The 13,668-nt window shown below is 61.5% G+C and carries 13 protein-coding genes; all 13 read right to left on the bottom strand.

What is annotated here, in order from left to right; all coding sequences use genetic code 11:
* The 13 genes from hprK to KOM00_RS16175 all read right to left on the bottom strand — a co-directional run bounded on the left by hprK (position 1) and on the right by KOM00_RS16175 (position 13,668).
* Entirely contained in the window at positions 1–951 is a 951-nt protein-coding gene (hprK, locus tag KOM00_RS16235) for an HPr(Ser) kinase/phosphatase (RefSeq protein ID WP_216499982.1), read from the bottom strand.
* A 150-nt stretch (positions 952–1,101) separates the two neighbouring features.
* Positions 1,102–1,650, bottom strand: coding sequence for a ribosome hibernation-promoting factor, HPF/YfiA family (gene hpf / locus KOM00_RS16230; protein WP_183349769.1), 549 nt, complete (start codon positions 1,648–1,650; stop codon positions 1,102–1,104).
* Between the two features lie 60 nt (positions 1,651–1,710).
* Positions 1,711–3,258, bottom strand: coding sequence for an RNA polymerase factor sigma-54 (rpoN, locus tag KOM00_RS16225; protein WP_216499981.1), 1,548 nt, complete (start codon positions 3,256–3,258; stop codon positions 1,711–1,713).
* 277 nt (positions 3,259–3,535) lie between these two features.
* Positions 3,536–4,273 carry an LPS export ABC transporter ATP-binding protein gene (gene lptB / locus KOM00_RS16220; protein ID WP_216499980.1) on the bottom strand — a complete coding sequence of 246 codons (738 nt, stop codon included), beginning with the start codon at positions 4,271–4,273 and terminating at the stop codon, positions 3,536–3,538.
* The gene (gene lptA, locus KOM00_RS16215) at positions 4,254–4,745 is read right to left on the bottom strand and encodes a lipopolysaccharide transport periplasmic protein LptA (RefSeq protein WP_216499979.1); all 492 of its coding nucleotides are present in this window, start codon (positions 4,743–4,745) and stop codon (positions 4,254–4,256) included. Before lptA ends, lptB begins: the two co-directional genes overlap by 20 nt.
* On the bottom strand, positions 4,745–5,317 hold the full coding sequence (gene lptC / locus KOM00_RS16210; RefSeq protein WP_216499978.1) for an LPS export ABC transporter periplasmic protein LptC: 573 nt from the start codon (positions 5,315–5,317) through the stop codon (positions 4,745–4,747). Before lptC ends, lptA begins: the two co-directional genes overlap by 1 nt.
* 205 nt (positions 5,318–5,522) lie before the next feature.
* Positions 5,523–6,452, bottom strand: a complete 930-nt coding sequence (gene fcl, locus KOM00_RS16205; RefSeq protein WP_216499977.1) for a GDP-L-fucose synthase — start codon at positions 6,450–6,452, stop codon at positions 5,523–5,525.
* Complete coding sequence (gmd, locus tag KOM00_RS16200; RefSeq protein WP_216499976.1) at positions 6,442–7,494, bottom strand: GDP-mannose 4,6-dehydratase; 1,053 nt, start codon at positions 7,492–7,494, stop codon at positions 6,442–6,444. Before gmd ends, fcl begins: the two co-directional genes overlap by 11 nt.
* 75 nt (positions 7,495–7,569) lie before the next feature.
* The gene (hldE, locus tag KOM00_RS16195) at positions 7,570–9,033 is read right to left on the bottom strand and encodes a bifunctional D-glycero-beta-D-manno-heptose-7-phosphate kinase/D-glycero-beta-D-manno-heptose 1-phosphate adenylyltransferase HldE (RefSeq protein ID WP_216499975.1); all 1,464 of its coding nucleotides are present in this window, start codon (positions 9,031–9,033) and stop codon (positions 7,570–7,572) included.
* 148 nt (positions 9,034–9,181) lie between these two features.
* Entirely contained in the window at positions 9,182–9,721 is a 540-nt protein-coding gene (locus KOM00_RS16190; protein WP_216499974.1) for a transposase, read from the bottom strand.
* Between the two features lie 187 nt (positions 9,722–9,908).
* Positions 9,909–10,865, bottom strand: a complete 957-nt coding sequence (locus KOM00_RS16185; protein ID WP_216500066.1) for a hypothetical protein — start codon at positions 10,863–10,865, stop codon at positions 9,909–9,911.
* Between the two features lie 169 nt (positions 10,866–11,034).
* Complete coding sequence (locus KOM00_RS16180; protein WP_216499973.1) at positions 11,035–12,054, bottom strand: NAD-dependent epimerase; 1,020 nt, start codon at positions 12,052–12,054, stop codon at positions 11,035–11,037.
* Positions 12,055–12,186: 132 nt separating this feature from the next.
* Complete coding sequence (locus KOM00_RS16175; RefSeq protein ID WP_216499972.1) at positions 12,187–13,668, bottom strand: capsular biosynthesis protein; 1,482 nt, start codon at positions 13,666–13,668, stop codon at positions 12,187–12,189.

The raw sequence follows: 13,668 nt of genomic DNA, 5'->3' as shown, positions 1-13,668 counted from the left end.
CTATTCCACCTCGTTGCCCAGGGGGCGGAACTCCAGGCGGGCCAGGAGCTTCTCGTGGAACTCGCGGGCCGAGTGGTACCCCATCCCCTTCAAGAGGAAGTTCCTCGCGGCGACCTCGATGATGGAGGTCAGGTTCCGGCCCGGACGGACCGGGATCTTCAGGTGCGGCAGGTCGACACCCAGGATGGTCTTCACCGGCTCGTCGATACCCAGCCGCTCGTACTCCTGGTTCGCGTCCCACTCCATGAGTTCCAGCACCATGTCGATGATCTTCTTCTCGCGGATCGAGGAGACCCCGTACAGGTCCTTGATGTTGATGATCCCAAGCCCGCGGATCTCCATGTGGTACTGGATGGTCTCCCCCGCCTGCCCCACGAGGGCTGCCGGCATCTTCTTCTTTATGTGGATCACGTCGTCGGCCACCAGCCGGTGCCCGCGGATCACCAGGTCCAGGGCGCACTCGCTCTTGCCGATGCCGCTCTTGCCCAAAAGCAGCACGCCCACCCCCAGGACGTCGACCAGCACGCCGTGGATGTGGGTGGAGGGGAGCAGGCTCTCTTCGAGGAACTTGGTGATCAGGCTGATGAAGGTGGAGGACTGGTGGTGGGTCACCAGCAGCGGGATGCCGGCGGCCTGGGCGGAACGCTTCAGGAACTCGGGGGGGTCCAGCCCCTTGGTGACGATGAAGCAGGCGATAGGATAGCTGCAGAGCTTCTCGATGTGCCGGGAGCCGACCTCTTCGGGGATCTGGCTCAGGTAGGAGATCTCGGTGTTGCCAAGTACCTGGACCCGGTCCGGATGCAGGTGCTCCGTGTAGCCGGTGAGGGCCAGGCCCGGCTTTTGGATGCGGGAGCTGTAGAGCCGATTGCTAAGGCCCTCGTCACCGCACAGAAGCTGGAGGTCGAGGCCGTAAGCCTTGTCTTCCAACAGATCCTTGATGCTGAGGCTCATGCTTGTCAATGCTTCGACCTTTCCCCCGTGCACGCGAACAGCCCCAGAAGGGGCCGTTATCACGATGGGAGGCGCCACGGGGACGCCTCCCATCCGCTCCTCGACCCGGAGTCTTACGCTCCGGACCGTTCTTTCAGTTCAAAAAGAGCGCTACGGGTTCTCCGGGGAGATCAGGCCGTAGTTGCCGTCTTTCCTGCGATACACCACGTTGATGGTCTCGGTGGAGGACTCGGTGTAGACCAGGAAGTCCTTGTGCAAAAGTTCCATCTGCATCACCGCCTCTTCGACGGACATCGGTTTCATGGTGAAGCTCTTGGTCTTGATGATGACCGGGGCCTGGGTCCCTTCTTCGATCCCCTGGGCCTGCACGATCGCCTTCTGCACCTGGCGCTCGCGCGCGTCGGAAGCCGGTTTGTGGGCCTTGATACGCTCCTTGAAGCGGCGCAGCTGGCGCTCGATCTTGTCGGATACAGCATCGATGGAGGCGTACATGTCGTTGGTCTCTTCCGCGGCCTTGATGGTGATCCCCTTGGCGTTGATGGTCACCTCGGCCATGTGACGGATCTTCTCAACGGTCAAAAATACCTGGACGACAATCGGCTCGTCTATATATTTCTTAACCCGGTCCAGCTTCTCCTCTGCGTAGCTCTTCAGCGCTTCGCTCGGTTCCATGTGCCTGAAAGTCGTGGTTATCTGCATACGAAGTACCTCCCTTTATTGTCAATACACGCGAAGTGACCGCCCGGGGCGGGGTCCGCGTTAGAAATGCTTCTTGCGCTCCGAGGACGAGCCGATGCGGAGCATCTCACGGTACTTGGTAACGGTGCGCCGGGCGATCACGATGTTGTGGTCGGAAAGGAGCTCCGCCAGGCGCTGGTCCGAGTAGGGGCGCTTAGGATCCTCGTTGTCCACCAGCTCCTTGATCTTGCTCTTGACGCTCTCGGAGGCGATGAAATCCCCCTCGCCGGTGGAGATCCCCGAGTTGAAGAAGTACTTCAGCTCGAAGAGCCCCTGGGGGGTCTGCATGTACTTGTTGGTGGTGACGCGGCTGATGGTGGATTCGTGCATGCCGATGTCCTCGGCGATGTCGCGCAAAACCAGCGGGCGCAGGTACTCGATGCCGCGGTCCAGGAAGTCGCGCTGGAACTTGACGATGCTCTTAGCCACCTTGAAGATGGTGCGCTGGCGCTGCTGGATGCTCTTGATGAGCCAGATGGCGGAGCGCATCTTCTCGCCGATGTAGTCCTCGGCCACCTTGTCCACCTGGCGGGTGCTCTTGGTGTCGGGGGCGTAGATCGGGTTGATCCTCAGGTTGGGCATACCCTCGTCGTTGAGCATGACCACGTACTCGTCCCCCACCTTGTGCACGAAGATGTCCGCGGAGATGTACTGCACGTCGTCGCTGCCGAAAATCCGCCCCGGCTTGGGATCGAGCTCGGCGATGATACGGGTCGCCGCCAGGATGTCGTTCACGTCCACGCCGAGCACCTTGGCCGCCTGCTTGTACTTGTGGCTCTCCAGGTCCTTCAGGTGGTCGCGCAGCAGCGCCTCGACCAGGCTTCCCGACATCCCCAGGCTCGCCACCTGGATCAGCAGGCACTCGCGCAGGTCGCGCGCACCCACCCCCACCGGGTCAAATTCCTGGATCCGCTTCAGAACCCCCTCCACCAGTGGGGTCAGCACACTCTCGGCGAAGCCGTCGGCCGCTTCGGTCAACTGCTCCTCGGGGGCGCCGGCGGAAAGTCCCGACCACTCCAGGGCCTCTTCGCTGAAGGGGCTCACCTGGACGCAGGCCGAGGCGATATCCTCGAGGCTCGCACGCAGATAGCCGTCCTCGTCGATGTTGCCGATGATCTCGGCACCCACCGCCATCTCCCGGTCGGTGAGACGGGTCAGGCTCAGCTGCCAGAGCAGGTGGTCGAAGAGGGTGGATTTCTTGGTGAGGAGATTTTCAAAGGAGGGGCGGTCCTCGTCGTCGTAGTACTGCTCGCCGGAACTGTAGTTGTAGCCGTCTATGTAGGAGTCCCAGTCGGCCTCGCGGGTCTCTTCACCGGCACGGACTTCCTGGAAGTCGCTGGCGGAACTTTCCGGCTCGGCTTCCTTTTCGCGCAGTTCGAGCTGTTCGGGCTCGCGGATCTCCTCCTGTTCAATCACCTCGTCCAGGATCGGGTTCTCCTCGAGTTCCTGCCGCACTACGTCCTGCAGCTCCAGCCGGGAGAGCTGAAGCAGCTTGATGGCCTGCTGCAACTGGGGGGTCATCACCAGTTGCTGACTCATTTTCATCTGCTGGCGCATCTCAATTGCCATAAGTCCTCACAAACCCTTGAAAACCGAATAAACCTTGAAACCCGTTTTACGTGCTACGCAACGTTCTATGTTCCATGCTCTACGTTGAAAAGCTTGGGAACCCTTTGATAAATCGTGTAATTGACGAGCTCGAGCTGTGTGAGAATTGAACTTTCCGATGTTCATGGAGTATCCGCTCTCTTTGTTCTCATTATAGCGCGGGCAAGGAACTTTGGCGACCTCGATTTCGCATTTTAACGTAGAACCTGGAACGTAGAACATAGAACGTCTTTTTTCTTTACAGCCTGAACTTGTCTCCCAGATAGATTTCCCGAGCCTTCTTGCTCTGCGAGATCTGAACCGGATCACCCACTTCGAGAACCTCGCCGGCGTTCATGATGTAGGCCTTGTCGCAGACCCCCAAGGTCTCGCGCACGTTGTGGTCGGAGATCAGCACCCCGAGCCCCTTCCCCTTCAGCGCCCTGATGATGTTCTGGATATCGATCACCGCTATCGGGTCGATGCCGGCAAAAGGCTCGTCCAGCAGGATGAAGCTGGGATCGGTAGCCAGAGCCCGGGCGATCTCGACGCGGCGCCTCTCACCGCCGGAAAGGGCGTAGCCGCGGCTGCCGGCGATGTGCTCGATGCGGAATTCCGCCAGCAGTTCCTCCACCCGCTCCCTGCACCGCACCGGCTCGAGGTCCATGGTCTCCAGGACGGCAAGGAGGTTGTCCCTCACGGTGAGGCGCCGGAACACCGACGGTTCCTGCGGCAGGTAGCTGATGCCGCGGCGCGCCCTCTGGTACATGGGGAGCCCGGTGATCGGCTCGCCGTCCAGGAAGACCTCTCCCTGGTCCGGGCGGGCCAGCCCCACCACCATGTAGAAGGTGGTGGTCTTGCCGGCGCCGTTGGGACCGAGGAGCCCGATCACCTCGCCCGAGGAGATCTCCAGGTCCACCCCCTTCACCACCATGCGCTTGTTGAAGCCCTTCTGGAGTCCCTTGGTGTAGAGGGTGCTACGGCTTGGCGCCGACATTCTTTCCTCCCGGATGGATGACCGCTTCCACCCGTTCCTTCGGGCCGCTGGTAACCACGCTCCTCTGCTCGTTGACGTAGTAGATGATGACCTTGCCGGTCACCACGTCCTCGCCGGATACCACCTTCGGGTTACCGTCCAGAACGATGCGCGCCGTCTTCGGATCGTACACCCCGTGGGCGCCGGTCGCCTGGCGGTCCTCCTGGACGATGCGCACGTTGCCGAAAGCCTCGACCTGCGACACCTCGTTGTTGGGCCCGTTGTAGGAAACCACCATGCGGTCCGTGTACAGGGTCATGTCACCCTGGCGGGCGACCACCTTTCCCTCGAACGTCGCGGTCTTCTTCTCGTTATCGGTATTGAGCGTGTCCGACTTTACCTTTAAAGGCTCTTTGTTGCTGACGCCCTGCGCGGCATAGCCCGCCGTCGCCAGGGCAAGCAGCAGCGCGAGACAGGAGACGATACGGCGCATCACTTCCCTCCCTGCCGGTACACGGCGCTTACGTCCTTCAACAACCTGAATTTTCGAGTCTGCGTGTAGTACTCCATACCTGTCCCTTCCAACTCGCTTCCGATGTCCGTCAACCTGGCCCGCTCGGAGGTCTGCAGCATGCTGCGCGCCGCGACGTAGTTGACGCGGGGGGCCGAGAACCCGTACCCCTTGCTGCTTTTCCCCCGCACGTTGCCGATGAGGGCGACGTCCCTGGTCCCGTTATGGTATTCGCCGCGGTCCGCCGTTATCAGCAACTCGCCGACCCCTCCCGCCCCGTGCACCACCATCTGCACGCCGGAAAGGTAGGAGATGTCGGCCTGCTTGTTATAGTCGGCTCGGTCGGCGGCGAGCTCCCAGCGCTTGATGCCCTGTTTGGTTTCCGTGTAATGGAACTTGTGCAGGGAAACATCCACCTGGAGCGGAAGCTTGCGCACCGACAACTTCGGGGCTACTTCCTGCTGCATACGGAAGACTATGGTGGCAATCACCAGCAGGGAAGCAACAACTGCCAGGACACCGAGGAATCGCTTGAAATTATTGAAGTTATGCATGATTTCGCTGGAAGTATAGCATCTAAGAATTTCACTGTAAAGCGCATTTTGGTGCGCTTCGAAAATTTTGGCACAAAGATTGAAGAAGGCGCAAAATAGCGGTTGGCCGACTAACTCATGAGAATTCGGCACCTTAAATGCGCCGCCGGTCCCGGCCTGAAAACGGGACGGGCGGCGCCTGGAGCTGTCGGAAAAGGAGACGCAATCAGCAGCGGTTGGCGAGGTACCAGGCGTAGGTGTCTTTGAGCCCCTGGTCGAGCCCGATCTTGTGGTGCCACCCCAGCTCGTGGATGCGGCTCACGTCGCTGAGCTTTCTGGGGGTGCCGTCGGGTTTGGAGGCGTCGAACAGGATCTCTCCGGCAAAGCCGACCACCGCCGCGATCCTGCGGGCCAGGTCGGCGATGGAGAGTTCCTCGCCGCTCCCCACGTTCACCGGGTCCCATCCCTCGTAATGCTGCATGAGGAAGAAGGAGGCGCCGGCGACGTCGTCCACATGGACGAACTCGCGGTATGGGGTACCGGTCCCCCAGATGGTGACGCTTTCCGCCCCGGCCGCCTTGGCCTCGTGGAACCTGCGGATCAGGGCGGGGAGGACGTGGGAGGTGGTGAGGTCGAAGTTGTCGTTGGGGCCGTAGAGGTTGGTGGGCATGGCGCAGATGAACCGGGTCCCGTACTGGCGGTTGTAGGACTGGCACATCTTGATGCCGGCGATCTTGGCTATGGCGTACGGCTCGTTGGTCGGCTCCAGCGGACCGGTGAGCAGCGCCTCCTCCTTGATCGGCTGCGGGGCGAGCTTGGGGTAGATGCAGGTGGACCCCAGGAGCAAGAGCTTCTTCACCCCGGCGAGGTAGCTCGAATGCAGCACGTTGTTCTGGATCATCAGGTTGTCGTAGATGAACTCCGCCGGAAAGCTGTTGTTGGCGACGATGCCGCCCACTTTCGCCGCCGCCAGGAACACGTACTCCGGACGTTCCGCCTCGAAGAAGGCCCGCGTCGCCCCCTGGTCGCGCAGATCGAGCTCGGAGCTCTTACGCAGCAAGAGGTTCCGGTACCCCTGGCGCTCCAGTTCCCGCACCAGTGCGGAACCGACCAGGCCGCGGTGCCCGGCCACGAAGATCCTGGCGTCATTTTCCATCGGCTCTCAGCTCCCGTTCCGCGATGGCGAGATCGGCCTCGGTCATCATCTTAACCAGTTGCGGAAAGCTCGTCCTGGGCTCCCAGCCCAGCTCGCGCCTGGCCTTAGTGGCGTCCCCCAGCAGCAGGTCGACCTCGGCCGGGCGGAAATAGCGCGGGTCGATCTCGATCAGGACCTTCCCGGTCTTGACGTCGATCCCCTGCTCCTGCTCCCCCTCCCCCTTCCAGGTGAGCTCCATCCCCAGGCTGCCGAAGACCTGCTCCGCGAACTCGCGGACGCTGTGGGTCTCGCCGGTCGCCACCACGTAGTCGTCGGCCCGGTCCGCCTGGAGCATGCGCCACATCGCCTCGACGTAGTCGCCGGCGAAGCCCCAGTCCCTCTTCGCCTCCAGGTTACCGAGGTAAAGCCGGTCCTGCAGCCCGAGCTTCATGCGCGCGGCGGCCCGGGTGATCTTCCTGGTCACGAAGGTCTCGCCGCGGCGCGGGGATTCGTGGTTGAAGAGGATGCCGTTGCAGGCGAACATGTTGTAGCTCTCACGGTAGTTCACCGTGATGTAGAAGGCGTATGCCTTGGCGCAGGCGTACGGCGAGCGGGGGTAGAAGGGGGTGGTTTCCTTCTGCGGCGTCTCCAGCACCTTGCCGTAGAGCTCGGAAGAGGAGGCCTGGTAGAAACGGGTCGTGATCCCCGCCTCCTGGATTCCCTCCAGGATGCGCACCGCCCCCAAGGCGTCCACCTCGCCGGTGTACTCCGGGACGTCGAAGGAGACGCGGACGTGGCTCTGGGCGCCCAGGTTGTAGATCTCATCGGGATGGATCTCCCGCAGCAGGCGGTTGATGGAGCTGGCATCGTTGAGGTCGCCGTAATGGAGGAACAGCCGCGTGTCCGCCTCGTGCGGGTCGCGGTAGATGTGGTCGATCCGGCCGGTGTTGAAGGAGGAGGAACGGCGGATCATGCCGTGCACCTCGTACCCCTTTTGCAAGAGGAGCTCGGCGAGGTAGGAGCCGTCCTGGCCGGTGATGCCTGTGATAAAAGCCTTTTTCATGATTCCTCCAGGGAAAATCGAATTAGATATGAATAGCATGCCGGGCCCGGACCGCAACCCGGCGCAGGCGCTGCGTCAACTGGAGGAGAGGATCTTCTCGATGATGCGGCTGGTGGAGCGACCGTCGACGAACTCGATCAGCTCGACCCGCCCTCCCATGGATTCGACCAGTTCGCGCCCCACCACCTGGTCGATGCTGTAGTCCCCCCCCTTGACCAGGATGGACGGGCGGAGCGCCTCGATCACCCTGAGCGGGGTGTCCTCGTCGAAGAGCACCACGAAGTCCACGCACCCGAGGGCCGCCAGGATGTGGGCCCGTTCCTTCTCCTCGATGAGCGGCCTCCCCTCCCCCTTGAGCCGGCGCACCGAGTCGTCGGTGTTGAGCCCCACCACCAGGATGTCGCCCAATTCCCGCGCCTTTTGCAGGTATTTCACGTGCCCGACGTGCAACAGGTCGAAGCAGCCGTTGGTGAAGACCACCTTTTTACCCCGAGCGCGCTCGCGGGCCGCCAGGTGGGCGAGGACGTCCAGGTTCTTGATCTTGGAATCGCTGTCGCGCAGGGAGTGGCCAACCTCCGCGATGATCTCGCGGGGAGAGACCGTTGAGGTGCCGAGCTTGCCAACCACGATGCCGGCGGCCACGTTGGCCACCCAGGCGGCATCCGCGAGTGTCACCCCGCAGGCAAGCCCGAGCGACAGGACCGAGATCACCGTGTCGCCGGCGCCGGTCACGTCGAAGACCTCGCGGGCCACGGTCGGGATGTGCACCGCCTCCCCCTGGGCCGGGAAGAGGGACATGCCCGCCTCGCTGCGGGTGATGAGGAGGGCGTCCAGCTCCAGGGTGGAGAGCATCCTGGCTGCAGCCACTTCCAGCGAGGCCTGGTCGATGATGGCGGTCCCCGAGGCGACCTCGGCCTCCTTGCGGTTGGGGGTGAGCAGCGTGGCGCCGCGGTACTTGGCGAAGTCGTCCCCCTTGGGGTCGACCACCACCGGCACGCCGAGTTCGCGCCCCTTGCGGCAGAGCGCGGAGAGAAGCGACGGGGTCAAGACCCCCTTCAGGTAGTCAGAGACCACCACCACGTCGAACTCGCCCAGGTGGTTGAGGAGGTAATCGAGCAGCGTCTTTTCACTGGCTGCACCGATCGAGGAGCGCATCTCCCGGTCGATCCGGACGATCTGTTGGTTGGCGGCGATGACGCGGGTCTTCTTGCTGGTGGTCCGCTCGGGGTCCTCGACCAGCCCGTCCACCCCGGCCCCCTTCTCCTCCAGGGCGTGGCGCAGGAGCTGGCCGTCTTCGTCCGTGCCGATCACCGAGCCGACAGACACCCGGCAACCGAGGGCGGCGAGGTTGTTGACCACGTTCCCCGCCCCGCCAAGGCGCAGGTCCTCGCGCGCCACCTCGACCACCTGCACCGGCGCCTCCGGCGAGATCCGTTCCGCGCGTCCCCAGAGGTATTCGTCCAGCATCAGGTCGCCGACCACCAGGGCGCGCACGCTGGCGGCGCGTTCGAAAAGGGATTCTACTTCTCGCCTATCCATGGGTTCTCCTGATGGTGCTTGGGACGGTGGCAGGGCGAATGATTATTCGCCCCTACGGCCATTGCACCGTCATTGGTTTTATTGCAGGGTGGCTGGACCGTCAGGGCGAATGATTATTCGCCCCTTACAGTTGCAACCCGTTGCAGCGTCATTGGTGTTCGTGCAGCTTTGTTGGGTTCTCAACTATGTATTGCCGGGCCAGATCCAGCTCGTTGTCGTTTCGGATTACGTGTTCATAGTAACTACGCTGCCAAACCTTATCGGCACATGGTTGGTTTTCTTTGAACCATTTCGTTACACCAATCTTGAATCCTCTAACCACTGAACCTACCGTCAATGATGTTCCGTGCTCCTGTAGGGGCGAATAATCATTCGCCCCCCTTACCCGCCCCGAGACCGGTACGTGCCCTGACAGTAACATGATGCCATGCACATGATCCGGCATGACGATGAACGCATCGAGGGTGACCAGTGGGAAATGCTGAGGTATCTCCAGCCAATATCTCTGTGCCGCCTGCCCGGCCGGGTTAAGTTCTACAGTAGTTTCAGTATCACCCGCCCGTAGAGCCCCGAAGAGAGGTTGTCTTTCATGGGCACACACCGTGACGAAGTATGCGCCATTTTGTGAATAGTCGAAGCCTTCCAGGCGAACGGATCGCCGATGGTGCAGCCTTGGATCATACGGCATCACCAACCTCTGAACGGATGTGGAATAGCCTGCGGCGGGGGCGAATGATTATTCGCCCCTACAGGTTCTGCAAAAAACCAGCGGCGTTCGTATCAGTTACTTTGGCATTACCCAAAAGCGGCATGATGAGCTGTGATCCAGTGTGCGTAGGGGCGAATAATCATTCGCCCTTGACCAATCTGCAACGTCACCTTTTGTTCCCCATTCTGTCCAGGATCCCTGCCGCCAGCAGCGGCAGCATGATCTCGTGATGCCCGGTGACCGTGTAGCCGCGGCTGTCGCCGGAGGTGGGACGCTTGACCACGTTCACCAACGGACGGTAATGCTGCTGCATGTCGAAATTTGCGGTGGTGAAACGGTCGACGTGATGCCCAAGGTTCTGTGCTATGGAAAGGGCCTTCAGGAACACTTCGGGCAGGAGCACGGCGCTGCCTATGTTGAGGTAGACACCGCCGTCACCTAGCTCGGAAACTACCGAGGTGAAGATCCGAAAATCGGTGAAACTCGCCGCGCCCAGAACGGCGCCGTCGGCGGAAGGATGCTGATGGGTGATGTCGGTGCCGATGGCGACGTGCACGGTGACCGGGATCCCCTTCTGCACGCAGGCGGCCATGAGGCTTTGCTCCCGGTAGGGAAGCTCGCGCTCCAGTATCATCCGCCCCAGCGCCTCGCCGTGCCCGAGCCCCTGGGCGACGCCCTGCTTCAGCGCCTCGTTGATCTGGGCCCCGGTCTCTTCCGCCATACCGAAGGTACCGGCATGGAGCACGGCGCCCACGTCCTCGCTGGTGGCACCGATCAGGGCGATCTCGAAGTCGTGTATGGAACCGGAGCCGTTCAAGGCGACGGCGGTGATCACGTCGGCATCGATCAGCGCCTTAAGCACCGGTTGGAGACCGCACTTGATCACGTGCCCCCCCATGGCCATGACCACCGGCTTCCCCTTGGCACGGGCGGCGACAACCGCGTCGATGACGCCGTTTAAGGCCTGGGAGCCCAGTTGGTCTGGCATGGCGGCCAAGAGCTCGGCGACGGTCATGCCGGGTCTCACCGGCTTGGCGAAGTGCTCCTGCACGTTCATCTTGTTTTTGCGGGACGCTAACGGGTAGGTGCTGACACCAGAAAAATCGAGTGGCCGGTATTTCACAGCGATCCTTTCTGCAGCTTTGGTGGTGTAAACATCCAACATCGCCTCTCCCTCCGGGAGAGGCCTGGGTGAGGGGAGTTTCCAGCTTCAAAAAGCCCCTCACCCGCCCTTCGGGCACCCTCTCCCGGTGGGAGAGGGGACTGGAGAGCTTGATGATTAGGGATGCCTGTTACAGGCCTTGTCCCCTGTAGAACTCGCGGTACCAGGCGACGAAGCGGTTGATGCCGTCCTCTATGGAGGTGGCGGGGCGGAAACCGACGTCCCGCATCAGGTCGTCCACGTCGGCATAGGTGGCCGGAACGTCGCCTGCCTGGATCGGGAGCAGGTTTTTCTGCGCTTCCTTGCCCAGCGCCTGTTCCAACACCTCGATGAAGCGCAGCAGCTCCACCGGGTTGTTGTTGCCGATGTTGTAGATCTTGTAGGGGGCGTAGCTGGTCCCAGGATCGGGGTGGGCACCGCTCCAGGTGGAGTCCTTCTGCGGCACCTTGTCGATGACGCGGGTGACACCTTCGACGATGTCGTCGACGTAGGTGAAGTCGCGCTGCATCTTGCCGTAGTTGAAGACGTCGATGGGGCGTCCCTCGAGGATCGCCTTGGTGAACAGGAAGAGCGCCATGTCCGGGCGCCCCCAGGGTCCGTACACCGTGAAGAAGCGCAGGCCCGTGGTGGGGATGCCGTACAGGCTCGAGTAGGTGTGGGCCATCAGCTCGTTGGCCTTCTTGGTGGCGGCGTAGAGCGAGACCGGGTGATCCACGTTGTGGTGCACTGAGAAGGGCATCGAGGTGTTGGCGCCGTACACCGAACTGGACGAGGCGTAGACCAGGTGCTTGACGCCATGGTGGCGGCACCCCTCAAGGATGTTCATGAAGCCGGAGAGGTTACTGTCCACGTAGGCGTAGGGGTTGATCAGGGAGTAGCGCACGCCGGCCTGGGCGGCGAGGTTCACCACAACGTCGAACCGCTCGCGCTCGAACAGTGCCGCCATCCCATCCCGGTCCGCGAGCTCCATCTTGACGAAGCGGAAGCCGGAGGTCTCTTCCAGCTGTTTCAGGCGGCCGTACTTCAGGTTGACGTCGTAGTAGTCGTTCAGGTTGTCGAGACCGACCACCTCGACGCCGGCGGCCAAAAGTCTTTTGCTAAGGTGAAAGCCGATGAAACCGGCGGCACCGGTGACCAGCATCTTCCTCATGACTCCTCCTATGCCGCGGGGGGCGGCCAGATTTCTGGGATGGCAATATGTACTGGCTGCAACAGGAGGCCGGCGTCTGGCGCCGGCTTTTGGCATCGAAGCGCCGCTGGTGCGGCGGCGCCTGTTTCCGGCCTAGGCGGCGGGGCCGGGGTTGAAGGTGAACTCCGCCTTCCCCCTCAGGAGGTCCATCAGGAGCGTGCAGACACCCTCGTCGTTCTTTGCCGCGTCGTAATCGGGGACCAGCTTGGTGTAGTGCCGGTCCACGACGCCGTCATGACACTTGAAGAGCAGCGCACCGAAGGCCTGCTCGAGTTCGGCGTGGTCGACCCGGTAGTTCATGATCTCGTCATAGCTGGTAGCATCCCCGTACTTGAAGACCCCGGGGAAGGACTGGTACCAGGTGTTGCCGAAGATGAGCGCCTTCTTCCCCTTGATGAGCGCCTCCCAGCCGACGGTCCCGGTGATGGTGCAGACGAAGAGGGAACGGTCGGTCAGGGTGTGGGTGTTGGCGAAGGAGGGGAGGACCACCACGTTCTTGATGCGCCGCAGGCGGTGGTAGAAGAGCGGCCCCCTGTTGTAGGCTCCCTGCTTCGGGTTCTCCTTGACGTAGATCTTTACGTTTTCCGGGAGGATGCTGGCCAGGCACTCGATGGCGAGCGCCTGGTCCCGGAAGTACCCGCCCAGCGCCGAGGTGGTCATCTCAGGCTGCAGTTGCAGCGGGAAGTAGACAAACGGGACGTCCAGGTCGTACTCCACCTTCTCGTACTGGATGATGTGCTCGAAATACTCCAGCTCGTTGACATGGAAGAACCGTGCGAAGGGGTCGCGCCACTTGGGCAGACGCCGGTAGATGTCGTTGGTGCGCTTGAGGATATCGTACAGCTTGGCCGGGTTCAACAGGTACGAAGGTTTCTTGATGGCCAGGAAGGAGAGGATGTGGCCGATCGCCTTGGCGGTGATCTTCCCGGTCTCCCCCTGCTCCTGCTTCACGTTCTTCATGTAGAAGAGGTCGATTTCCTTGTTCTTCTCGATGTGCGCCGGCGGTGCCTGGTGCTTCTTGGGCTCGAAACTGCCGTAGGCATCCATGGAGGGCATGGAGAAGTACTTGTTCGGGAACAGGGACTGGGTCACGATCACGATCTTCAGCCCGAGGCTCTTGCCGATCTGGTACAGGATGGTGTCGTAGGCCAGGTGCGGCACGTTGAAAAACAGCATGTGGGTGATGTTGTTTTCAATCACCTTCTCCGCCATGACGTCGAACAGGATGTAGTAGTAGTCAAGGTAATCCTGCATGCAGGCAAGGTTATGTGATTTATAGCAGAATTTTTCATCCCTGCGATGCAGGTGGTCGATAAAGATCGAGATGTCCTTCTCGAAGTCGTCCCGGGTGATCACCGAGTGCAGCAGGCCGTTGAACTTCTGCCCGTCCATGACATGGGTCTTGCCGACCGCCCTGGTCCTCGTCATCCGGGTCATGGACGATGCCTTGAGATCGGAGTCCTTGTCGCCAACGTGCAGCAGGAACTCGACCTCATCCCGGTACTGGTCCATGATCTTCTGCAAGATCGCGCTGGTGTTCTTAGATGTGGAGACGCACAGGAGCCTCATTGCCAT

Source organism: Geomonas diazotrophica (assembly GCF_018919385.1).
Lineage (GTDB): Bacteria > Desulfobacterota > Desulfuromonadia > Geobacterales > Geobacteraceae > Geomonas > Geomonas diazotrophica.
Note: the sequence above shows the minus strand (reverse complement) of the source record. Positions and strands in the feature narration are given on the sequence as shown.

Coding starts and splice junctions, on each gene's coding strand:
- hprK (WP_216499982.1), bottom strand. CDS start 951: ATGAGCCTCAGCATCAAGGATCTGTTGGAAGACAAGGCTTACGGCCTC.
- hpf (WP_183349769.1), bottom strand. CDS start 1,650: ATGCAGATAACCACGACTTTCAGGCACATGGAACCGAGCGAAGCGCTG.
- rpoN (WP_216499981.1), bottom strand. CDS start 3,258: ATGGCAATTGAGATGCGCCAGCAGATGAAAATGAGTCAGCAACTGGTG.
- lptB (WP_216499980.1), bottom strand. CDS start 4,273: ATGTCGGCGCCAAGCCGTAGCACCCTCTACACCAAGGGACTCCAGAAG.
- lptA (WP_216499979.1), bottom strand. CDS start 4,745: ATGCGCCGTATCGTCTCCTGTCTCGCGCTGCTGCTTGCCCTGGCGACG.
- lptC (WP_216499978.1), bottom strand. CDS start 5,317: ATGCATAACTTCAATAATTTCAAGCGATTCCTCGGTGTCCTGGCAGTT.
- fcl (WP_216499977.1), bottom strand. CDS start 6,452: ATGGAAAATGACGCCAGGATCTTCGTGGCCGGGCACCGCGGCCTGGTC.
- gmd (WP_216499976.1), bottom strand. CDS start 7,494: ATGAAAAAGGCTTTTATCACAGGCATCACCGGCCAGGACGGCTCCTAC.
- hldE (WP_216499975.1), bottom strand. CDS start 9,033: ATGGATAGGCGAGAAGTAGAATCCCTTTTCGAACGCGCCGCCAGCGTG.
- KOM00_RS16190 (WP_216499974.1), bottom strand. CDS start 9,721: ATGCCGTATGATCCAAGGCTGCACCATCGGCGATCCGTTCGCCTGGAA.
- KOM00_RS16180 (WP_216499973.1), bottom strand. CDS start 12,054: ATGAGGAAGATGCTGGTCACCGGTGCCGCCGGTTTCATCGGCTTTCAC.
- KOM00_RS16175 (WP_216499972.1), bottom strand. CDS start 13,668: ATGGCAATGAGGCTCCTGTGCGTCTCCACATCTAAGAACACCAGCGCG.